The organism is Streptomyces sp. NBC_00525 (assembly GCF_036346595.1).
GTDB lineage: Bacteria > Actinomycetota > Actinomycetes > Streptomycetales > Streptomycetaceae > Streptomyces.
Genome location: NZ_CP107834.1, coordinates 3805782 through 3827590, shown reverse-complemented (window position 1 = coordinate 3827590; position 21809 = coordinate 3805782). Strand labels below are relative to the sequence as shown.

Genomic DNA, 21809 nt, shown 5'->3' with positions numbered 1-21809 from the left:
CCCTTGCTCTCCCGTGCGCCGACAGCGCCGACGAGGCTCAGCCTCCCCCGAAGCCGCCGGCCACCTCGGAGAGCAGGCACATCGACTCCCGCTCGCCCAGCGATGCGTCCCAGATCTCGGTGAAGGCCTCGTCGTACTGCCGCACCTCCCACTCCTTGTCCAGGAACAGGCCGCCGGAGTACCCGTCGGAATAGACGGTGGACGGCTCCGTGTGCATGCCGTCGCCGGTCACGGGGAAGCGAAAGATCACAAAGGGACCGGTGACCATTCCCGCGTGCGCACCGGCGGCGAATGGCGTGACCCGGATCGAGACGTTCGGTAGACCGGCGACATAGACCAGGTGCGCGAGTTGGCGAGCCATCACTCCCGCTCCACCGACAGGCCGCCGTACCACCGCCTCGTCCAGAGCGACCCTCAGTACCGGCGGGTCCATGGACCGGGTCAGGCGGGATTGCCGCTCCATACGCTGACGCAGTCGCTGTTCCAGGTCCGCGTCGCTGATCCCCCGGATATGCGTGCGGATGATCTCGCGCGCGTAGTCCTCAGTCTGGAACTGGCCGGGGATCAGGTCGGTCTCGTACACCGTCAGGTTCTCCGATGCCTCTTCCAACCGGACGAAGACGTGGAACCCCTCCAGCACCGAGTCGCCGTAGGCATGCCACAGTCCACGCGCCCTGGTCTCCTTCGCCAGACCCATCAGTGCCGCCGTGAGGTCCGGTGGCGCTCCGTACACCGAGCACATCGCCTGGACATCGAGGCTCCGCAGCGCGGTTTGCCCCGTTTCGATGCGCCACATCTTGGCCTCCGACCACTCCAGCCTGGCCGCTGCCGCACGCACGGTGAGGTGCGCTCGATTGCGTAAGTTCCGCAGGTTCCGGCCCAGTTCTCGTCGCGGAACGGTTGACTCTGTCGGCCTCGCAGCCACGTCGGTCCCCTTCGGCACGCCCCCGAGCGAGGGAGGTCTTTCACCCGAGATGAAAGCACCCCCGCGCACGCCATGCAGGACGAAGCAAGCCTTCGACGCCTTTTGATCGGTACGGAGTCGAAAAATCTTGCACGCCCATCACAGCGGTGTGCAGCCTGGAATCCACTCTCCGTGAGTGCCCGCCCACGCCGGAAGGCCATGCCGGTGCGCCCACTTCGCCTGCCTTGCACTTGCCACGAGGAAGCCCGTGATCGACCTCCCCCAAGCACCCCTCGACCCCGCCCCCTGCACACCCCCCGCCGGCCCGCCGCGCTCTCTGCTGCTCGCCAGTGAGCCTCAATCCGTGCGCCATGCGCGGACGTTCACCCGTGAGCACATCGCCCACCACGCCCCGCACGCGACGGAGCACCACACGGACATCGCCGTCCTGATCACCAGCGAACTCGTCACCAACGCCTACCGGTACGGAACCGAACCCGGTGACCTGATCTCCGTCGTGCTGGACATCGACAACGGCCGGACCCGCATCGAGGTGCACGACCCCGTGCGGCGTGCGCCCCGGCGACGGTCGGGCGTGGAGGAGTGCGGCCACGAACGCACGCGTGGACGCGGCCTGCTCATCCTCGACGTGCTCTGCCCGCAGCGGTGGGGCGTCGGTGACCGGCCGTTCGGCAAGTTCGTTTGGGCAGAGGTGCCGCACGACGGCTGAACCAACCGACCGACTACCAGGGGCAAGGAACCACTACCGTGACGAACATCGAGTACGAGGCGAAGTCCCTCGACATCGACGTCCAGGACATCACCCGCAGGATCTGCGACGCGGGCGGCATCGAGGTGTCGCCCCGGCGCCTCATGCGCCGCTTCGTCTACGACACCGTCCCGCCCGCGCCCGGCCGCTGGGTTCGTCTGCGGGATACGGGCGACTCCACCACGCTGTGCGTCAAGGAGATCACCACCGACGCCGTCGACGGCACGCGTGAGACGGAGGTGACGGTGAACGACTTCGGCGAGGCCGCCGCCCTGCTGCGCCTCGCCGGGCTCGTGCCGCGCGGCTACCAGGAGAACCGCCGCACGTCCTACACGCTCGGCACCGCCCGTCTGGAGATCGACGAGTGGCCGGGTATCCCTCCGTATCTGGAGATCGAGGCGGACGGGGAGGGCCAGGTGTGGGAGGCGGCGGCAGCGCTCGGGCTGGACCGCGAGCGGCTGACGTCGCTCAACACGACGAAGGTGTACGCCCTGTACGGCATCGACCTCGAAACGATCACGGACCTCCGGTTCGAGGGATCACACGGTCACCGTTCGTGGTTGGGGGCCCACTCGTAGACCCCCGGGCTCGGTTCGGTGGTTTCGCGGGGCCAGCCGGTGCGGACGTTCTGCAGGCGTTTGTGGTGCTCGGTCGTCCAGTTCTTCTGGGGGCGGATGCCCAGGGCCGTCCACAGGCGGTCCGGGTCGGTGATCTGGACCGACAGTTCGCCGTCCTCGTGCAGGTGGATTTCGAGGGTCGGGCCGCGGCCTCCGCCGATGACGGCCGATCGGCCCGGTTCCAGCTCGGAGAGCCGGCGCTCCCAGGCGTCCAGGTCTTCCGGGGAGAGGTACAGGTCGAGCCGGGCATCGACGAAGTCCGTGTGGGCGAGCACGTCCGCGCGCAGGATGTCGTGGCCGGCCGGCACGCCGGGCCGGTACCGCCCCGTCACGCGTACGACGCACCGGTCACCGTCCGGATCGGCGAGGTGGATGAGGTCCATCGCAACGGCATCCGACATGGGGTCACTCGCTTTCGTGCGCCGGTGGGGCTGCATCGTCTCCTGACCTCGGGCGAGCGCTGCGGCCGGGGCCGATCCGGCGCCGCCGGGCGGAGGCGCCCTACCCCCGCCCCGCCTCCCGGTCTCTCAGTTCTCGGCGGAGGATCTTGCCGGAGGCGGCTCGCGGCACCGTGTCCGTGAATTCCACGCGGCGGATCTTCTTGTACGGGGCCACCCGGTCCGCGACCCACGCCATCAGGGCCGCCTCCGTCAGGGGCGTGTCCAGGGTTCGGACCACGTACGCCTTCGGGATCTCGTTGCCTTCGGGGTCCTGGACGCCGATCACCGCCGCGTCCGTGACGTCCTCGTGGGCCAGGAGCAGCGCTTCCAGTTCGGCGGGCGCGACCTGGTAGCCCTTGTACTTGTTGACTTCCTCCCCCTCTCGAAGGAGGGGGAGTCCTACGGCTCGCGCGGTAGGGGTTTCTGCTTCATCGCCGACTGCCCGCCCGGAGTACTCCGTTGGGGTCTTACACCAGCTCCACAGACAGACGCCGTCAGCCCGACGGCCAGAATGTTCTTCGCCGCGTTCACGTCCCGGTCGTGGGTCGTCCCGCAGTCGCACGTCCAGGTGCGGACGTTGAGCGGCATCCTGTCCTGCAGGGTGCCGCAGGCGGAGCACAGCTTCGAGGAGGGGAACCAGCGGTCGATCGCGATCACTTCGCGGCCGTACCACTGGGCCTTGTACTCCAGCATGCTCCGGAACTCCGACCACGCGGCATCGGAGATGGCGCGGGCCAGGCTGCTGTTCTTCACCATGTTCCGAACGGCGAGGTCCTCGATCACGATCGTTTGGTTCTCACGAACGAGCCGAGTGGTGAGCTTGTGCAGGTGGTCACGCCTGCGGTCGGTGATGCGTGCGTAGACCTTGGCGGCTTTTCGGCGTGCCTTGGCCCGGTTGGCGCCGTCGCCCTTGGCCTTGCGGGCAAGCTGCCGCTGGGCCTTGGCGAGGCGGGCACGGTCGTGTCGCTCGTGCCGGGGGTTGGAGACCTTCTCCCCGGTCGACAGCGTCAGCAGGTGGTCGAGGCCGACGTCGATGCCGACGGCCGTGCCGGTGGCGGGGAGCGGCTGGACGGAGGGGTCCTCGACCAGCAGGGACACATACCAGCGTCCGGCCGCGTCCTGGGACACCGTCGCCGTGGACGGCGACGCGCCTTCGGGCAGCGGACGGGACCACACGATGTCCAGCGGGGCGTCCATCTTCGCCAGGGTCAGCCTGCCGTCCCGGAACCGGAACGCGCTGGTGGTGTACTCCGCCGACTTCCGGGACTTCTTCCGCGACTTGAAACGCGGGTACTTGGACCGTTTGCCGAAAAAGTTCGTGAATGCCGTCTGGAGGTGGCGCAGGGCCTGTTGGAGCGGGACGGAGGAGACGTCGTTGAGGTAGGCGAGTTCCCCGGTCTTCTTCCAGGCCGTCAGCATTGCCGACGTCTGGTTGTAGTTCACCCGTTCCTGTCGCGTCCACGCTTCCGTGCGGGCGGCCAGGGCTAGGTTGTAGACCTTCCGCACGCAGCCGAACGTGCGGGACAGCTCCGCCGCCTGCACGTCAGTCGGATAGAAGCGGTACTTGAACGCCCGCTTCACGTGGATGGCCTTCACAGTTCACATGTTATCCCGTCAGCTTGTAACCCAGCACGGTCAGTTGAGAGTGGACGCCGGTCCGTCCTGGCGGTGAACCGGCCTTCCCCGCCCCGCTCCGCAGGAGCTTCGTTTCCTCCCCCGGCCGGAGCACAGCGGTGTGTGTCCCTCAGTACGACTTCGGGAGCCCCAGCGTCTGGTGCGACACGTAGTTCAGGATCATTTCCCTGCTCACCGGCGCGATCCGGGCGACCCGCGCCCCCGTGATCAGCGAGGCGAGGCCGTACTCGCGGGTGAGGCCGTTGCCGCCCAGCGTGTGCACCGCCTGGTCCACCGCCCGTACGCATGCCTCGCCCGCCGCGTACTTCGCCATGTTCGCGGCCTCGCCCGCGCCGAGGTCGTCGCCCGCGTCGTACAGGCGGGCGGCCTTCTGCATCATCAGGCGCGCGAGTTCGAGTTCGATGTGGGCCTGGGCCAGCGGGTGGGCGATGGCCTGGTGGGCGCCGATGGGCTCCTTCCACACCTGGCGCGTCTTCGCGTACTCGACCGCCCGGCCGAGCGCGTAACGGCCCATGCCGATGCCGAAGGCCGCGGTCATGATGCGCTCGGGGTTGAGCCCGGCGAACAGCTGGAGCAGCCCCGCGTCCTCATCCCCGACCAGCGCGTCGGCGGGCAGCCGTACGTCGTCCAGGACGAGTTCGAACTGCTTCTCCGGGGCGTGGACCTCCATGTCGATCTGGTTCCGCCCGAAGCCGGGGGTGTCGCGGGGGACGATGAACAGGCACGCCTTGAGCTTGCCGGTCCGCGCGTCCTCGGTGCGGCCGACGATGAGGGTGGCGTCCGCGATGTCGACGCCGGAGACGAAGACCTTGCGGCCGGTGAGCAGCCAGTCGTCGCCGTCGCGGCGGGCGGTCGTGGTGATGCGGTGCGAGTTGGAGCCGGCGTCGGGCTCGGTGATGCCGAAGGCCATGGTCAGGCTGCCGTCGGCGAGGCCGGGCAGCCACTGCCGCTTCTGCTCGTCGGTGCCGAAGCGGGCTATCACCGTGCCGCAGATGGCGGGCGAGACGATCATCATCAGGAGCGGCGAGCCGGACGCGCCCAGCTCCTCCAGGACGATGGACAGTTCCGCCATCCCGGCGCCCCCGCCGCCGTACTCCTCGGGGAGGTTCACGCCGAGGAAGCCGGCCTTCGCGGCGTCCGCCCACAGCTCGCGCGGGTGGCCGCCCTCGCTGACGAGGCCGGTCATGTACTCCCGCCCGTACCGCTTGCCGAGGGCGGCGACGGCGGCGCGCAGGGCCTGGTGCTCTTCGGTTTCGAGGACGGTGCTCATACGGACTGCTCCTCAGAAGGGTCCATGGGTGATTCCGTGACGACGGCGAGCAGGGCGCCCACCTCCACCTGCTGGCCGGGCGCGGCATGCAGGGCGGTGAGCGTGCCGGCGGCGGGGGCGAGGATGCGGTGCTCCATCTTCATCGCCTCCAGCCAGATCAGCGGCTGCCCGGCGGCCACGGCGGCCCCCTCCGCGAGGCCGTCCGCGAGGCGGACGACCGTGCCGGGCATGGGGGCGAGCAGGGAGCCGGGTTCGGTGCGGTCGGCGGGGTCGGTGAAGCGCGGCAGGGCGGTGAAGGTGTACGCGCCGGACGCGGTGTCCACGTACACCCTGCCGTCGCGGGCGAGTACGTCGTAGTGGCGGGTGACCCCGCCGTGTTCGAGGGTGACGCGGGCGCGGCCGGCGGCGACCACGCGGACGTCCTCGACGCCCCCGCCGCCCTCCACCCTCAGCCCGTCGCGGGTCCGCCGGTACGCGATCTCGTGCTCGGCGCCGTCCGGTTCGGCCCGGTAGCGGCGGAGCTGGGGCTGCGAGGGGAGGTTGCGCCAGGCGCCGAACCGGGCGAAGCCACCCGCGGTGGTGTCGGTGGCGTTGCGCGCCGCCTCGCCCACGGCGGCCGCGGTGGCGGCGAGCCGGACGGCGACCGTGTCGGCCACCTCCGTCAGCCCTGGCAGGTTGCGGTCGTAGAAGCCGGTGTCCGGGCGGGCGGCCGCGAAGTCCGGGTGGCGCAGCGAGCGGACGAGGAGGTCGCGGTTGGTGACCGGGCCGTGGATGCGGGCCCGTTCCAGGGCGCGGGCGAGCAGGCGTACGGCCTCGGCGCGCGTCCCGGCGTGCGCGATCACCTTGGCGAGCATCGGGTCGTAGTGGACGCCGATCGTGTCGCCCCCGGTGTATCCGGTGTCCAGCCGCAGCCCCGGCTCGTCCGGCACCGCGAGCGCGTACAGCGTCCCGGCCTGCGGCTGCCAGTCCCTGGCCGGGTCCTCCGCGTACAGCCGGGCCTCCACGGCGTGCCCGGAGGGCGGCGGGGGTGCGGGGGACGGCAGCGGCGCGCCCTCGGCGATGCGGAGCTGGAGCGCGACGAGGTCGAGGCCGTACACCTCCTCGGTGACGGGGTGCTCGACCTGGAGGCGGGTGTTCATCTCCAGGAAGTACGGCCGCCCGTCCGCCGTGACCAGGAACTCCACGGTTCCGGCGCCCCGGTAGTCGACGGCGCGGGCGGCGGCCACCGCGGCCTCGTGCAGCCGCTCACGCAGCTCGTCGGGGAGGCCGGGCGCGGGGGCCTCCTCGATGACCTTCTGGTGGCGGCGCTGGAGCGAGCAGTCGCGGGTGCCGAGCGCCCAGACACCGCCGTGCGCGTCGGCCATCACCTGGACCTCGACGTGCCGGCCGCGCTCCACGTACGGCTCGGCGAACACCTCGCCGTCCCCGAACGCGGACAGCGCCTCCGCGCGGGCGGCCGTCAACTCCTCGGGCAGCGCGGTCAGTTCCCGTACGATCCGCATCCCGCGGCCTCCGCCGCCGGCCGCCGCCTTGAGCAGCAGCGGCAGGTCGCCGGCGGTCGCGGCGGCCGGGTCGACGGGCGCGAGGAGCGGCACCCCGGCGGCGGCCATCAGTTCCTTGGCGCGGGTCTTGGACGCCATGAGCCGGATCGCCCGGACGGGCGGCCCGATCCAGCGCAGCCCGGCGTCCTGGACGGCGGCGGCGAATCCGGCGTTCTCGGAGAGGAAGCCGTAGCCGGGGTGCACGGCGTCCGCGCCGGCCGCGAGCGCGGCGGCCACGACGAGGTCGCCGCGCAGATAGGTGTCGGCGGGGGCCGCGCCCGGCAGCCGTACGGCGGTGTCGGCCTCCCGGACGTGCAGCGCCCCGGCGTCGGCGTCCGAGTACACGGCGACGGTGGCGATGCCGAGGGCCCGGCAGGTGCGGAAGATCCGGCAGGCGATCTCGCCCCGGTTGGCGACGAGCAGGCTGGTGATCATCTCAACTCACATCCGGAAGACGCCGAAGCCGCCGCGGGCGCCCTCGATCGGTGCGGTGTGGATGGCGGACAGGCACATCCCGAGGACGGTCCGGGTGTCGCGCGGATCGATGACCCCGTCGTCGTAGAGCCGTCCGGACAGGAACATCGGCAGGGACTCGGACTCGATCTGCTGCTCGACCATGGCGCGCAGGGCGGCGTCCGCCTCGTCGTCGTACGGGCGGCCCTTGGCGGCGGCCGAGGCGCGGGCGACGATGGAGAGCACTCCGGCGAGCTGCTGCGGGCCCATGACGGCGGACTTGCTGCCGGGCCAGGCGAACAGGAAGCGCGGGTCGTACGCCCTGCCGCACATGCCGTAGTGGCCGGCGCCGTAGGAGGCGCCCATCAGGACCGACAGGTGCGGGACCTTCGAGTTCGAGACGGCGTTGATCATCATCGCGCCGTGCTTGATGATGCCGCCCTGCTCGTACTCCCTGCCGACCATGTAGCCGGTGGTGTTGTGCAGGAACAGGAGCGGGATGTCGCGCTGGTTGGCGAGCTGGATGAACTGGGCGGCCTTCTGCGACTCCTCGCTGAACAGCACGCCCTGCGCGTTGGCGAGGATGCCGACCGGGTAGCCGTGCAGCGCGGCCCAGCCGGTGACCAGGCTCGTCCCGTACAGCGGTTTGAACGCGTCGAAGTCGGAGCCGTCGACCAGCCGGGCGATGACCTCGCGCGGGTCGAACGGCACCTTGAGGTCGCCGGGCACGATGCCGATCAGCTCGTCCTCGTCGTACTTGGGCGGTTCGGCCGGTCCCGGCTCGGGGTGCGCCTTGCGCCAGTTGAGGCGGGCGACAATGCGGCGGGCCTGGCGCAGGGCGTCGTGCTCGTCCACGGCGAAGTGGTCGGCGAGCCCGGACGTACGGGCGTGCATCGCGGCGCCGCCGAGCGATTCGTCGTCGCTCTCCTCGCCCGTGGCCATCTTCACCAGCGGCGGCCCGCCCAGGAACACCTTGGACCGTTCCCGGATCATCACCGTGTGGTCGGACATGCCGGGGACGTACGCGCCTCCGGCGGTGGAGTTGCCGAAGACGACGGCGACGGTCGGGATGCCGGCGGCGGAGAGCCGGGTGAGGTCGCGGAAGAGGGCCCCGCCGGGGATGAAGATCTCCTTCTGGGACGGCAGGTCGGCGCCGCCGGACTCGACGAGGCTGATGACGGGCAGCCGGTTGGCGAACGCGATCTCGTTGGCCCGCAGCGCCTTCTTCAGCGTCCACGGGTTGGACGCCCCGCCGCGTACGGTCGGGTCGTTGGCGGTGATCAGGCACTCGACGCCCGCCACCATCCCGATCCCCGTGACGAGCGAGGCGCCCACCGCATAGTCACTGCCCCAGGCCGCCAGCGGCGACAGCTCCAGGAACGGCGTGTCCGGGTCGAGGAGCAGTTCGACGCGCTCGCGGGCCAGCAGTTTGCCGCGCCCCCGGTGCCGCTCCACGTACTTCTCGCCGCCGCCCGCCAGGGCCGTGGCATGTGCGGCGTCCAGTTCGGCGAGCTTGTCGAGCATGGCGGCCCGGTTGGCCGCGTAGTCGGGGCTCGCGGTGTCGAGCCCGGTGGGCAGGACGGTCATGCGGGCACCTCCGGGTGCGCGGTGCGGTCCAGCAGGGTCACGGGTATCTCCAGATGGCGGGCGCGCAGCCACTCGCCCACGGCCTTGGCCTGCGGGTCGAAGCGGTGCTGCGCGGCGACGCCCTCGCCGAGGAGCCCGTGCACGGTGAAGTTCAGCGCGCGCAGGTTCGGCAGGACATGGCGTACGACGGTGAGGTCGGCGGTCTCCGGGAGGAGCCGGCGGAAGCGGTCGACGGTCAGCTCGTGCGCCAGCCACCGCCAGGCGTCCTCGCCCCAGACCCAGACGCCGACGTTGGCGTCCCCGCCCTTGTCCCCGCTCCGCGCCCCGGCGATCCGCCCGAGCGGCGCGCGACGGGTGGGTCCGGGCTCCAACGGCGGTGGCAGCGGCGGCTGTTCGGCGTACCGGAGGTGCCGGGTGTGTACGGGGTGGGGGATCGCGAGCCGGGTCCCGTCGGGGAGTACGGCGGTGTGCTCGACGTCTCCCGCCGCTACGGAGCGGGCCTCGAAGACGCCGTAGGGGGCGCCCTTGCCGGGCGGCGCGGTGACGTGGAAGCCGGGGTAGCTGCCGAGGGCCAGCTCGATCGCCGCGCCGGACAACGCCCGCCCCACGGGCTCCTGTTCGGGGTCGCGGACGACGAGCCGGAGCAGCGCGCTCGCGGTCTCCTCGGTGCCGGCGTCGGCCCGGTCGGTACGGGCCAGCTCCCAGCGGACGTCCTGCGGCCGGCGCCCGGAGTGGGCGAAGGCGTCCGCGATCTGGGTCTTCACCAGCTGGGCCTTGGCCTCGATGTCGAGCCCGGTGAGGACGAAGACGACCTCGTTGCGCCAGCCGCCGAGCCGGGTGAGCCCGGCCTTGAGGGTGGGCGGCGGGGCCTCCCCGCGTACGCCGGAGATCCTGACCCGGTCGGGGCCGTCCTGCGCCAGCCGTACGGTGTCGAGCCGGGCGGTGACGTCCGGGCCCGCGTACCGGGCGCCGCCGGTCTCGTACAGGAGCTGGGCGGTGACGGTGCCGACGTCCACGACGCCGCCGGTGCCGTCGTGCTTGGTGATGACGGAGCTGCCGTCCGGGTGGATCTCGGCGACGGGGAAGCCGGGGCGGCGCAGGTCGTGGTCGCGGAAGAAGGCGTAGTTGCCGCCGGTGGCCTGGGTGCCGCACTCCAGGACGTGCCCGGCGACCACGGCACCGGCCAGCGCGTCGTGGTCGTCCGGGCCCCAGCCGAAGTGGGCGGCGGCGGGGCCGGTGACGAGGGCGGCGTCGGTCACCCGGCCGGTGACGACGACCTCGGCACCGGCCCGCAGGCAGGCCGCGATGCCCGCTCCCCCGAGGTAGGCGTTGGCGGTGAGGAACCCCTCCGGTACGGGCAGGGCGTCCCCCTCCACATGGGCGACGCGCACCGGCACCCCGGCCTTCGCGGCCAGGTCCCGGATGGCGTCGGCGAGCCCGGCCGGGTTGAGGCCGCCCGCGTTGGCGACGATCCGCACGCCGCGTTCCCGGGCGAGGCCGAGGCCCTCCTCCAGCTGGCGCAGGAAGGTGGAGGCGTAGCCGCGCGCCGGGTCCTTTAGGCGGCTGCGGCCGAGGATGAGCATGGTCAGCTCGGCGAGGTAGTCCCCGGTGAGGATGTCGAGGGGGCCGCCGGTGAGCATCTCGCGCAGGGCGTCGAAGCGGTCGCCGTAGAAGCCGGAGGCGTTGCCGATGCGGAGGGGTCCGGGCTGCGGTCCGGCCCCCGGCGCCCCGATCTCCGCCCCGCCTGCCCCTGGCGCCCCGATCTCCGCCCCGCCGGCCTCCGGCGCCCCGATCTCCGCCCCGCCTGCCCCCGGCGCCCCGACCTCCGCCCCGCCGGCCCCCGGCGCCCCGGCCGGCCCCCTCATCGCTCCGCCTTCGGCGCCCTGCCCGCGCCCGCCGGGCCGGCGAATGCCTGGGCGATGGAGAGCCAGGCGTCCGCGTCCGGGCCCTCGGCCCGCACCGCGAGGTCGTCGCGGTGGGCGCGCTGGGTGACCAGCAGGCAGAAGTCGTACAGCGGGCCGGTGACACGCTGGGCCGCGTCCTCGGCCCCGTACGTGATCAACTCGCCGTCCGGCGCCTCCAGTTCCACCCGGAACTCCTCGGCGGGGGCCTGCTCGCCCCGGACGAAGTAGGCGTAGTCACGGGCCCGGACGCCGATGCGGGCGACATGGCGCAGCCGGGCGGTCGGGGCGCGGGTCGCGCCCAGGGCGTCGGCGATGTCCTGGCCGTGGGCCCAGGTCTCCATGAGCCGGGCGGTCGCCATGGAGGCGATGCTCATGGGCGGGCCGTACCAGGGGAACTTCGTGCCGGCGGGGGCGGCGGCCAGCGCGTCGTACAGCCGCTCGCGGCCCTCGCGCCAGCGGACGAGCAGGGCGTCGGGGGCGTACGCGGCGACGATCTCCCCGGCGGCCCGGTCCACGAAGTGCTCGGGGTCCGCGAGCGCCTTCTCGACCTCGCCGCCGAAGCCCGCCGGATCGGTGACCGCCTTCAGCGCGACCCCGTCCGTCCAGCTCAGATGCGCCACCTGATGGGCGATCGTCCACCCCTGGGCGGGCGTCTCCCCCGCCCACTGCGACACGCTCAACCCGGCGACCAGCAGATCGAGTTCCTCGCTCTCCCTGCGCAGATCGTCGAGCACGGCTGCGACATCGGACACGGTGCGCTCCCCTCGGGGCGTGGCGGTGTGTCTGGGGAGCCTGCCAGCGCGACGCAAAACAATCAAGCATGCTTGCATGATTTTTGTCGGGTCCGGGCGGCGTCCGGCGGCCCTGCGCCCTCAGCCCTGTTCGAAGTACGCCGCGCTCTCCGCGTCCGCCGGGTAGTACAGCTCGATGGCGACCTCGTCCAGGGTGATGTCCATCGGGGTACCGAACGTGGTGATGGTGGAGAACATCCGCACCTCGCGTCCGTCGAGCCGCAGGATCATCGGCAGGACCACGTCGGACTCGGCCGCGATCGAGCGCCCCGCCGCCTCCGCGTCCTCGCCGTCCCCGGCCGCCGGTCCCAGCAGCTCGTCGTACAGCGCGGCGAGCCGGGGATCGGGGGCGGCGGCGAGCTGGCGGCCGACGCGGGCCCGGAACACGGCGCGGACGTCGGCGAGGTTGACGACCAGCGGGGCGAAGCCGCGCGGGTCCAGGCCGAGGCGTACGAGGTTGACCGGCGGGCGCAGCAGTTCGGGGGCGACGCCGGCGAAGAACGGCTCGACGGCCCGGTTGGCGCGCAGGATGTCCCAGCGGCGGTCGAAGGCCACCGCCGGATACGGCTCGTGCGCCCGGAGCACCCGCTCGACCGCCTCGCGGGCCGCCGCGAGCGCACCGTCCCCGAGGGGCCGTTCCGGGTACCGGGGCGCGAAGCCGGCCGCGAGGAGCAGCCGGTTGCGCTCGCGCAGGGGCACGTCCAGCCGCTCGGCGAGCCGCAGGACCATGTCGGCGCTCGGGTTCGTCTTCCCCGTCTCCACCAGGCTGACGTGGCGCGCCGAAACGCCGGCCGCGAGCGCGAGGTCGAGCTGGCTGACGCGCCTGCGGTGCCGCCACCGCCGTAGGAGTTCGCCGACTGTCACGAGGGCCGACCGTACCCGCCGGGCGGGCCGTCCGCCATGACATGGCATGTCATCGACGGCGGCCCCGGCGGCGGCCCACACTGCCCCCATGACTGCACGGAACACGACCTCGGGCATCAACAGCCCGGACAACAAGACCCTGGTGAGCCGGGCCCTGGCCACCCTCCTGGAGACCGGCGGCACGGAGGCGCTCGCCCCGGTCCTGAGCGACGGCTTCAGGCATCACCGGCCCGGCGGGCACACCGCGACGAAGGCGGAGTGGCTGGCGGCCGTGGAGGCGGCGATCGGCCCGACGACCGGGATGAAGGTGGAGATCGATCATCTGCTGGCGGACGGGGAGCACGTCGTGGTCCACTCCCGGCGCGAGCTTCCGGGCGGCCCGCAGATCGTGGTGGTGGACATCTGGCGCATCGAGGGCGGGCTGATCGCGGAGGGCTGGGAGATCATCGAGCCGGTGGCGGCAGCGGCGGCGAACCTGTCGTGGTGGGCCCCGGCGGACCGCTGACCGGCCCGCTCACTGGGCGGAGACGCCCCGTACCTGGCTGCGGACCGCGCCCATGCTCGCGCCGATGACCAGAGCGATGGCCAGGGCGTCCGTGGTGGCCAGGGCCTGGTCGAGGACCAGGAAGCCGGCCAGGGCCGCGATCGCGGGCTCCAGGCTCATCAGGATGGCGAAGGTGGGCGCGGGCAGCCGGCGCAGGGCGATCAGCTCCAGCGTGTACGGGAGGACGGAGCTGAGCAGCGCGACGGCCGCGCCGAGGCCGAGCGTCGTCGGGTCGATGAGCCGGGAGCCGGCGTCCATGATGCCGAGCGGCAGCGAGAGGAGCGCGGCGACGACCATGGCCAGGGCGAGGCCGTCCGCCTGGGGGAAGCGGCGGCCGGTGCGGGCGCTGAAGACGATGTACGCCGCCCACATCGCGCCGGCACCCAGCGCGTACGCGGCCCCGGCCGGGTCGAGGCGGTCGAAGCCTCCGCCGCTGAGCAGGACGACCCCGCCGAGCGCGAGGGCGGCCCAGACGACGTTGACCAGGCGGCGCGAGGCGATCACGGAGAGGGCGAGCGGGCCGAGCACCTCCAGGGTGACGGCGGCGCCGAGCGGGATGCGGTCGGCGGCCTGGTAGAACAGCGTGTTCATGGCGCCCATGGCGACGCCGAAGGCGGCCACCGTGCCCCAGTCGGCGCGCGAGTGACCGCGCAGCCGGGGGCGGCAGACGACGAGCAGGACGAGCGCGGCGGCGGCCAGCCGCAGCGTGACGACGCCGAGCGCTCCGGCCCGAGGCATGAGCAGCACGGCTATCGCGGCGCCGAACTGCACGGAGAGCCCGCCGGCGACGACCAGGGCGACCGGCGCGAGCGCGGCCCGCCGCCCGCCTGCCCGCCCGCCGCCCGGCCCGCCGAGCGCGGGCGCGGCGACCGCCTCCGGCACGGCGACGGCGGCTGCGGCCGGTTCTGCGGCGGTGGTCTGCTCGTTCACCCGGGGCCTGTCCTTCGCGATTCGACGCACATCAATAGTTCACCATGAAGCACTCCACAGTGCACGGTACTGCACTCACCCTGTGCGACCCGCCCGTCCACGGTAAGGAATCGCGCAAGACGTGCGAAATGCGGCCGGGTCAGGCGCGGGCTCAGTCCGCCGAACCCTGCCCCCGACCCTGCTCCAGGCCCTCCGCCAGCAGTTCCGCCAGATGGCGTCCGCGTACTCCGGCGAGCTGGTCGAGCTGGGTGCGGCAGGAGTAGCCGTCGGCCAGGATCGCGGTGTCCGGGGCGGCCTCCCGGACGGCCGGGAGCAGCTGGTCCTCGGCGCAGGCGACGGACACCTCCCAGTGCCCCCGTTCGAAGCCGAAGTTGCCGGCGAGCCCGCAGCAGCCGCCGGAAAGTTCGCCGGTCAGGCCCGCCTTCGCGCGCAGCCGCCGGTCCGCGTCGTCGCCGAGGACGGCGTGCTGGTGGCAGTGGGTCTGGCCGGTGACGGGCCGGTCCAGGCGCGGGGGCCGCCAGTCGGGGGCGTACTCCTCCAGGTACTGGGCGAGGGTGCGCACGGAGGCGGCGAGCCGGGCGGCGCGCGGGTCGTCGGGCAGCAGCTCGGGCAGATCGGTGCGCAGGGTCGCGGCGCAGCTCGGTTCGAGGACGACCAGGGGCGCGCCGCCGGTGTCGCCGAGCCGGTCCAGGGTGCGCCGCATCACGGCGCGGGCCCGGTCGAGCTGGCCGGTGGAGACGTAGGTGAGGCCGCAGCAGAGCCCGTTTCCGGGGAGTGCGGGGGTGCGCCCGGCGGCCTCCAGGACGCGCACGGCCGCCCGGCCGACTCGGGGCGACAGGTGTTCGGTGAAGGTGTCGGGCCACAGCAGGACCGTCCGGTCCCCGGCGGCGGGCTCCTGCCGGTGGCGCCGGAACCAGCGGCTGAACGTCTCGCGCGCCAGCGGCGGAATCCCGCGCTCCGGCGCGATCCCGGCGAGCCGCTTGGCGAGGGCGGCGAGCGGGCGCGAGCGGGCCAGCAGGTTGAGCGGCCCGGCGAGGGGCGCGGCAAGCCGGAGCCACTGCGGCAGCCGGCCAAGCGCGTAGTGGGAGGCGGGGCGCGGCCGGTGGCGGTAGTGGTGGTGCAGGAACTCCGCCTTGTACGTGGCCATGTCGACGCCCACCGGGCAGTCGCTGCGGCAGCCCTTGCAGGACAGGCACAGGTCGAGCGCGTCCCGTACCTCCGTGGAGCGCCAGCCGTCCGTGATCACGCCGCCCGCTTCCCCGGCGAGCATTTCGTGCAGCAGCCGGGCCCGGCCGCGCGTCGAGTGGGCCTCCTCGCCGGTCGCCCGGAAGGAGGGGCACATCACGGCCGGTCCGGCCGTCTTCTCCGTACGGCATTTGGCGACGCCGACGCAGCGGCGGACGGCGGCGGAGAAGTCGCCGCCGTCGTGCGGGTAGCCGAAGGCGACGTCGACGGGGCGGCGCGGCAGGACGTCGAAGCGCAGGTTCTCGTCGAGGCGGGCCGGGCGGGCCAGGATGCCGGGGTTCAGGCCGCCGTCCGGGTCCCAGTGGTCCTTGTAGCGGGCGAAGAGGGCGACCAGCTCGTCCCCGTACATCTTCGGCAGGAGTTCGGCGCGGGCCTGGCCGTCGCCGTGCTCGCCGGAGAGCGATCCGCCGTGCGCGACGACGAGCGCGGCCAGTTCCTCGGAGAAGCGGCGGAAGCGGGCCACGCCGTCGCCGGTGAGCAGGTCGAAGTCGATGCGGACGTGGATGCAGCCGTCGCCGAAGTGCCCGTACGGGCTGCCGCGCAGGCCGTGTTCGGCGAGCAGGGCGCGGAAGTCGCGGAGGTAGCCGCCGAGCCGGGCGGGCGGCACCGCGCAGTCCTCCCAGCCGGGCCACGCCTCGCTGCCGTCCGGCACCCTGGTCGCCGTGCCGGCCGCGTCCTCCCGGATGCGCCACAGGGCCCGCTGCTCGCCGGGCGCGGTGACGACGAGGGTGTCGACGGCGTCACCGGCGGCGGACCGGGCGATCCGTTCGGCGTGCGCCCGTGCCTCGGCCGGGGTGGCGCCGCCCGTCTCGGCGAACAGCCAGGCGCCGCCGCGCGGCAGTCCGGCCGGTTCGCGTACGAGGTCGGCGGCCATGCCCTCCACGGTCAGCGGGTGGTGGGCGAGGAGGCCGGGGGCGGCTTCGGCGGCGGCGGACTCGTCGGCGTAGCCGAGGACGGCGAGGGCGCGGGCGGCGGGCGCCTCGACCAGCCGGACCGTCGCCTCGGTGACGATGCCGAGGGTGCCCTCGCTGCCGCAGAACGCGCGTACGGGGTCGGGGCCGTTCTCGGGCAGCAGGGCGTCCAGCGCGTAGCCGGAGATGCGGCGCGGGAGGTCGGGGAAGCCGGTGCGCAGCGGGGCGAGGTGCGCGGTGATCAGTTCGCGGACGCCGGGCGGGCCCCAGTCGCCGGGTTCCAGGCGCAGGGTTTCGCCGCCGTAGCGGGCGACGGTGAGGGCCTGGACGTTGTCGGCGGTGGTGCCCCAGGCGACGGAGTGCGAGCCGCAGGAGTTGTTGCCGATCATGCCGCCGAGCGTGCAGCGGCTGTGGGTGGAGGGGTCGGGGCCGAAGGTCAGGCCGTGCGGGGCGGCGGCGGCCCGCAGGTCGTCCAGGACGAGCCCCGGCTGCACGACCGCCGTCCGCGTAGCGGGGTCAAGTTCGACCACGGAACGCAGATGGCGGGTGAGGTCGAGGACGACGCCGGTGCCGGTGGCCTGTCCGGCGATGGAGGTGCCGCCGCCGCGCGGGACGACGGGCACGCCGTGTTCGCGGCACACGGCGAGCGCGGCGGTGATGTCGGCGGCGTCGCGCGGGGCGACCACGCCGAGCGGGACCCGCCGGTAATTGGACGCGTCCATCGTGGTCAGCGCCCTGGCGGTGGCGTCGAAGGCGACCTCGCCGCGCACGGCCCTACGCAGGTCGCGGACCAGGTCGGCGGGGGCGGGGGACGCGGTGCTGCCATGCGCTGCGGTGCCGGATGCCATGCGTCAAGGATGCCGCCGAAGATCGCCGTACGGGGCCGAGCCCGACATTATTCAGCCGGAAATTGACAAGTTGAAAACCTAAACAGAACGCGGATCACCACCAGTTCTTCCCAAAGAGATCGTCAATTCTCATATAGTGACGGTGACTTAGCTGGGAATCACCTGTTCCAGTTGGCGCCCCTGTGTCACCCGTCCCACCCGCCCCAGGTGCCACGCACGACCGAACCGCCCCGCGCACCACGCGCGTCCGAACCGCCCCGTCCGCCACCGTCCGCCCTCAAGGACTCCGCTTTGCGTCCCACACCCCGGCCGACCGCACTGGCCCTTCTGGTCACGGTGGCCCTCGCCGCACCCCTGTGCGCCTGGGCGGCCCTCGCCGCTCCCGAATCGGCCAGGGCCACGGTGGCCTGGGGCTCCGGCGCGGCCGCCGTACTGCTCGCCGCCGCCGTCGCCACCGCCGTCCACGCCCGCGTCGCGATCCGCCGGCTCCGCGAGGCCCACACCGCGGAGAACGGGCGGTTCACGGCGGAGGTCTCCCGCCTGGTCTCCGCCTCCGCCGCCGAGGCGCAGCGGTTCACCGCGGAGAACGCCCGCGTCAGGGCCGCCGCCGCCGCGGAGGCGGCCCGCGCCAAGGACGAGGCCGCCGCCGAGGCCGCCCGGCTCACCGCCGAGGGCGCCGAACTCCGCAGCCGCCTCACCGCCGAGACCGCGCAGCTCCGGGCCCGCGTCTCGCGCGCCGAGACCGAGCGCTCCGCCGCCCTCACCGCCTGCGCCAACGCGGCCGGCCGGATGCAGGCGCTGGCCACCAGCATGCTCGCCGACCTGCGCGAGATGGAGCACCGGCACACCTCCGAGGACGTCCTCACCGACCTCCTCCACCTGGACCACCGCACCGCCCAGGCCGGCCGGCTCGCCGACTCCATCGCCGTGCTCACCGGCGCCCGCTCCGGCCGCCGCTGGGCCAGGCCCATCGTCATGGAGTCCGTGCTGCGCGGCGCGATGGGCCGGATCAGCGGCTACCAGCGCGTCCGGCTCCACTCCACCAGCGACGTCGCCGTCGCCGGGCACGCCGCCGAGGGCGTCATGCACGCCCTGGCCGAACTCCTGGACAACGCCGCCAGCTTCTCGCCGCCCACGGCCGAGGTCCATGTGTACGTGGAGGAGGTCCCGGCCGGGATCGTCATCACCGTCGAGGACAGCGGCCTGGTCATGAGCGATGTGCAGCTGCGCCGCGCCGAGCGCGCGGTCTCCGCCGGCGACAACGATCTCACCGGCCTGACCGGCACCCGGCTCGGGCTCGCCGTCGTCGGCCGGCTGGCCCGCAAGCACGGGCTGACCGTCTCGTTCCGGCCCTCCGCGCGCGGCGGCACCGGCGCCCTGATGATGCTCCCGCAGGAGATCATCACCCGCACCCAGGCCCGTACCGGCGCGACCGGCACCGCCGCCCCGGCCACGGCGAGCACCCCGGCCACCGCGACCCCGGCCGCCTCCGCCCCGGCCGCCGAGCCGGAACCCGTACACACCTCCGGCGCCGAACCGGCGGCGGCCCCCGGCGACCGACACACCGCCCCCGCCGGGCAGTCCGGCTCCGGGCCGCTCCGCTCCGACTCGGCCTCGGACACCACCGGCAACCTCCCCCGCTTCGGCGAGAGCGGCCTGCCCAAGCGCTCGCGCGGCCGCACCCTGGCCGCCGCCGAGGCCAGGGCACGCGCCGCCGGCTCCGCGCGGGACGCCGAAGCGGCCGACGACGCCGCGTCCACCACCCCCGCCCCGGACCCGAAGGCGCGCGCGGCCCGCTTCAGCAGCTTCCGCAACGCCGTACGGCCCGACTCCCCACACCCGGAAGGCAACTCCCGATGACCGCGACCACCGACGAGAAGCTCAACTGGCTGCTGGAGGGGCTCCTGGAACGGACCCCCGGCGCCCGGCACGCCCTCGTGCTGTCCAGGGACGGCCTCAAGCTGTGCCGCACCCCCGAGCTGTCCGTCGACCAGGCGGACCAGCTGGCCGCGATCTCCGCCGGCATCCAGAGCCTGTCCCACGGCGCGTCCGTCGAGTTCGGCAACGGCACCGGCGGCGTCCGCTCCGCCATGGCCGAGTTCTACGGCGGCATCCTGTTCATCGTGGAGGCGGGCGCGGGCGCCCATCTCGCCGTCGTCGCCGCCGAGACCGCCGACGTGGGCCTGGTCGGCCACAACATGAGCGAGCTGGTCGAACAGCTCGGCGAGCATCTCGTCGCCCCGCCCCGCGAACCCGCCGACGCGGTGGCCGGCCGGGGCACCGCCGTATGACGCCGCGCCTGCGCCCCGGCAGGGACGACGGACCGGACCGGCTCTACACCCTCACCGGTGGCCGCACCCGGTCCGACTCCGCCGCCTTCGACCTGGTCACGCTCGTGGTCTCCGAGTGCGAGCCGACCCCCGGCATGCAGTCGGAGCACGTGGCGATCCTGCGGATGTGCCAACGGCCCACCGCGGTCGTCGAGATCGCCGCCGATCTCGACCTGCCCGTCAGCATCGTGCGCATCCTGCTCTGCGACCTGCTCGACACCGGCCGGATCAGCGCCCGCCATCCGCGTACCGCACGCGTATCGGACCGGCTCCCCGCCCCCGACATCCTGGAACAGGTGCTCGTTGGACTCCGCAACCTCTGACCGCGCCACCCTGCAGGCGACGGCCGACAACGGACTGAAGATAGTCGTGGTCGGCGGCTTCGGGGTCGGCAAAACCACCATGGTCCGATCCGTGAGCGAGATCCGTCCGCTCAACACGGAGGAGACGATGACCCGTGCGGGCGAGGCGGTGGACCACCTCGACGGGGTGCGGTCCAAGACGTCCACCACCGTCGCCTTCGACTTCGGCCGGATCAGCCTGGACGAGCGCTCGGTGCTCTACCTGTTCGGCGCGCCCGGCCAGGAGCGCTTCTGGTTCCTGTGGGACCGGCTGTTCTCCGGCACCCTGGGCGCCGTCGTGCTCGTGGACACCCGGCGCCTCGCCGACTCCTGGTACGCGATAGACCGGCTTGAGCACCACGGCACGCCGTTCATCGTCGCCTGCAACGACTTCGGCGGCCCGCTCCACACCGAGCAGCAGCTCCGGGAGGCGCTCGACATCTCCCCGGACGTGCCGCTGGTGGAGTGCGACGCGCGCGACCGGTCCTCCAGCAAGTACGTGCTGATCACACTGGTGGAGTACCTGCACCGACTGTCGGCGCGGAGCGCGGAGGCGGCCGCCGGGGACGCCGTGCGGGAGGCCGCCGGTGCGCTGGAACCGGAGCCCACGCCCTGACCGGGGGTCGCACGTAGGTTCCTCCGACGGCCACGAGTCGGAAACCCTGTCTCATCGGACGGACAGGGTGCGTAAGCACCGCAGCGAAGGACTACGCTCCGACTCGTGGCCGACATCCAGATTCCCGCTGACATCAAGCCCGCGGACGGGCGCTTCGGCGCCGGTCCCTCCAAGGTGCGGACCGAGGCGCTCGACGCGCTGGCCGCCACCGGCACGTCCCTGCTCGGTACGTCCCACCGCCAGGCCCCGGTGAAGAACCTGGTCGGATCGGTGCGCGACGGCGTACGCGACCTCTTCTCCCTCCCCGAGGGCTACGAGGTGATCCTCGGCAACGGCGGCTCCACCGCGTTCTGGGACATCGCGACGCACGGTCTGATCGAGTCGAAGTCCCAGCACCTCAACTTCGGCGAGTTCTCCTCGAAGTTCGCGAAGGCCGCCAAGCTCGCCCCGTGGCTGGCCGAGCCGACCGTCATCGCCTCCGAGCCGGGCACCCACCCGGAGCCGCAGGCCGAGGCGGGTGTGGACGTCTACGCCTTCACGCACAACGAGACCTCGACCGGTGTCGCGGCCCCGATCAAGCGCGTGGCGGGCGCCGACGAGGGCGCCCTGGTCCTGGTGGACGCCACCTCCGGCGCGGGCGGCCTGCCCGTGGACATCGCCGAGACGGACGTCTACTACTTCGCCCCGCAGAAGTCCTTCGCCTCGGACGGCGGCCTGTGGATCGGCGTCTTCTCGCCGGCCGCCCTGGAGCGCGCGGCCCGCGTCCACGCCTCCGGCCGACACGTCCCGGAGTTCTTCTCGCTGCCCACGGCGATCGACAACTCGCTCAAGAACCAGACGTACAACACCCCGGCGCTCGCCACGCTCTTCCTGCTGAACGAGCAGCTGACGTGGATGAACAGCCAGGGCGGCCTGGAGTTCACGACCGGCCGCACGGCCGCCTCCTCCGGCCACCTGTACGGCTGGGCCGAGGAGTCGAAGTACGCGAGCCCGTTCGTCACGGACCCGGCCAAGCGCTCCCAGGTCATCGGCACGATCGACTTCGCGGACGAGATCGACGCCGCCGCGATCGCCAAGACCCTCCGCGCCAACGGCATCGTGGACACCGAGCCCTACCGCAAGCTGGGCCGCAACCAGCTCCGCATCGCGATGTTCCCGGCCATCGACCCGTCGGACGTCCAGGCCCTGACGGCCTGCATCGACTACGTGATCGAAAAGCTGTAACGCGTACGCGCAGAAACGGCCCCGCACACCTCACGGCGTGCGGGG

Annotated in this window: 19 protein-coding genes and 1 pseudogene; 8 read left to right on the top strand and 12 right to left on the bottom strand. The window is 73.0% G+C overall.

The window, feature by feature from the left end; genetic code table 11:
• Positions 1–37: 37 nt before the first annotated feature.
• Positions 38–883, bottom strand: a complete 846-nt coding sequence (locus OG710_RS17055; RefSeq protein WP_330242270.1) for a helix-turn-helix domain-containing protein — start codon at positions 881–883, stop codon at positions 38–40.
• 289 nt (positions 884–1172) lie between these two features.
• Between OG710_RS17055 and OG710_RS17050 the strand changes: the two genes are divergently transcribed.
• The gene (locus tag OG710_RS17050) at positions 1173–1634 is read left to right on the top strand and encodes an ATP-binding protein (RefSeq protein WP_330240106.1); all 462 of its coding nucleotides are present in this window, start codon (positions 1173–1175) and stop codon (positions 1632–1634) included.
• Positions 1635–1672: 38 nt separating this feature from the next.
• Positions 1673–2251 carry a CYTH domain-containing protein gene (locus OG710_RS17045; protein WP_330240105.1) on the top strand — a complete coding sequence of 193 codons (579 nt, stop codon included), beginning with the start codon at positions 1673–1675 and terminating at the stop codon, positions 2249–2251.
• On the opposite strand, the gene OG710_RS17040 is transcribed toward OG710_RS17045, so the two are convergent.
• From OG710_RS17040 to OG710_RS17000, 9 genes and pseudogenes are all read right to left on the bottom strand, one after another.
• A complete protein-coding gene (locus OG710_RS17040; RefSeq protein ID WP_330240104.1) occupies positions 2221–2691 on the bottom strand; it encodes a DUF5959 family protein in 471 nt (156 codons plus the stop codon). The genes OG710_RS17045 and OG710_RS17040 overlap by 31 nt on opposite strands.
• Before the next feature lie 100 nt (positions 2692–2791).
• Positions 2792–3106: pseudogene (locus OG710_RS17035) on the bottom strand (AMP-binding enzyme); the annotation flags it as partial.
• Between the two features lie 23 nt (positions 3107–3129).
• Positions 3130–4326 carry an RNA-guided endonuclease InsQ/TnpB family protein gene (locus OG710_RS17030; RefSeq protein WP_330240103.1) on the bottom strand — a complete coding sequence of 399 codons (1197 nt, stop codon included), beginning with the start codon at positions 4324–4326 and terminating at the stop codon, positions 3130–3132.
• Positions 4327–4474: 148 nt separating this feature from the next.
• On the bottom strand, positions 4475–5635 hold the full coding sequence (locus OG710_RS17025; RefSeq protein ID WP_330240102.1) for an acyl-CoA dehydrogenase family protein: 1161 nt from the start codon (positions 5633–5635) through the stop codon (positions 4475–4477).
• Positions 5632–7611 (bottom strand): acetyl/propionyl/methylcrotonyl-CoA carboxylase subunit alpha, encoded by a 1980-nt coding sequence (locus OG710_RS17020; RefSeq protein WP_330240101.1) that lies wholly within the window; start codon positions 7609–7611, stop codon positions 5632–5634. The genes OG710_RS17025 and OG710_RS17020 overlap by 4 nt, the downstream gene beginning before the upstream one ends.
• A 6-nt stretch (positions 7612–7617) precedes the next feature.
• Positions 7618–9216, bottom strand: coding sequence for an acyl-CoA carboxylase subunit beta (locus OG710_RS17015; protein ID WP_330240100.1), 1599 nt, complete (start codon positions 9214–9216; stop codon positions 7618–7620).
• Positions 9213–11081, bottom strand: a complete 1869-nt coding sequence (locus tag OG710_RS17010; RefSeq protein WP_330240099.1) for an acyclic terpene utilization AtuA family protein — start codon at positions 11079–11081, stop codon at positions 9213–9215. The genes OG710_RS17015 and OG710_RS17010 overlap by 4 nt, the downstream gene beginning before the upstream one ends.
• Entirely contained in the window at positions 11078–11872 is a 795-nt protein-coding gene (locus OG710_RS17005) for a TIGR03084 family metal-binding protein (protein WP_330240098.1), read from the bottom strand. The genes OG710_RS17010 and OG710_RS17005 overlap by 4 nt, the downstream gene beginning before the upstream one ends.
• A 120-nt stretch (positions 11873–11992) precedes the next feature.
• Entirely contained in the window at positions 11993–12823 is an 831-nt protein-coding gene (locus OG710_RS17000; protein ID WP_330242269.1) for a helix-turn-helix transcriptional regulator, read from the bottom strand.
• A 40-nt stretch (positions 12824–12863) separates the two neighbouring features.
• Between OG710_RS17000 and OG710_RS16995 the strand changes: the two genes are divergently transcribed.
• Positions 12864–13280, top strand: a complete 417-nt coding sequence (locus OG710_RS16995) for a nuclear transport factor 2 family protein (protein WP_330240097.1) — start codon at positions 12864–12866, stop codon at positions 13278–13280.
• Positions 13281–13289: 9 nt separating this feature from the next.
• Here OG710_RS16995 and OG710_RS16990 read toward each other — a convergent pair whose 3' ends face one another.
• Together OG710_RS16990 and OG710_RS16985 are read right to left on the bottom strand one after the other, a co-directional pair.
• Positions 13290–14249: an EamA family transporter gene (locus OG710_RS16990; RefSeq protein WP_330240096.1), complete on the bottom strand. Its 960-nt coding sequence runs from the start codon at positions 14247–14249 to the stop codon at positions 13290–13292.
• A gap of 151 nt (positions 14250–14400) precedes the next feature.
• Positions 14401–17253, bottom strand: coding sequence for an FAD-binding and (Fe-S)-binding domain-containing protein (locus OG710_RS16985; protein ID WP_330240095.1), 2853 nt, complete (start codon positions 17251–17253; stop codon positions 14401–14403).
• Between the two features lie 291 nt (positions 17254–17544).
• Here OG710_RS16985 and OG710_RS16980 point away from each other — a divergent pair, with 291 nt between their 5' ends.
• The 5 genes from OG710_RS16980 (at position 17545) to serC (ending at position 21764) form a co-directional block, all read left to right on the top strand.
• On the top strand, positions 17545–19113 hold the full coding sequence (locus OG710_RS16980; RefSeq protein ID WP_330240094.1) for a sensor histidine kinase: 1569 nt from the start codon (positions 17545–17547) through the stop codon (positions 19111–19113).
• Entirely contained in the window at positions 19110–19544 is a 435-nt protein-coding gene (locus OG710_RS16975) for a roadblock/LC7 domain-containing protein (protein ID WP_111336906.1), read from the top strand. Before OG710_RS16980 ends, OG710_RS16975 begins: the two co-directional genes overlap by 4 nt.
• Complete coding sequence (locus tag OG710_RS16970; RefSeq protein WP_111336904.1) at positions 19541–19906, top strand: DUF742 domain-containing protein; 366 nt, start codon at positions 19541–19543, stop codon at positions 19904–19906. The genes OG710_RS16975 and OG710_RS16970 overlap by 4 nt, the downstream gene beginning before the upstream one ends.
• Positions 19887–20540 (top strand): GTP-binding protein, encoded by a 654-nt coding sequence (locus OG710_RS16965; RefSeq protein WP_330240093.1) that lies wholly within the window; start codon positions 19887–19889, stop codon positions 20538–20540. Before OG710_RS16970 ends, OG710_RS16965 begins: the two co-directional genes overlap by 20 nt.
• 105 nt (positions 20541–20645) lie before the next feature.
• Complete coding sequence (gene serC / locus OG710_RS16960) at positions 20646–21764, top strand: phosphoserine transaminase (protein WP_330240092.1); 1119 nt, start codon at positions 20646–20648, stop codon at positions 21762–21764.
• Positions 21765–21809: the final 45 nt, after the last annotated feature.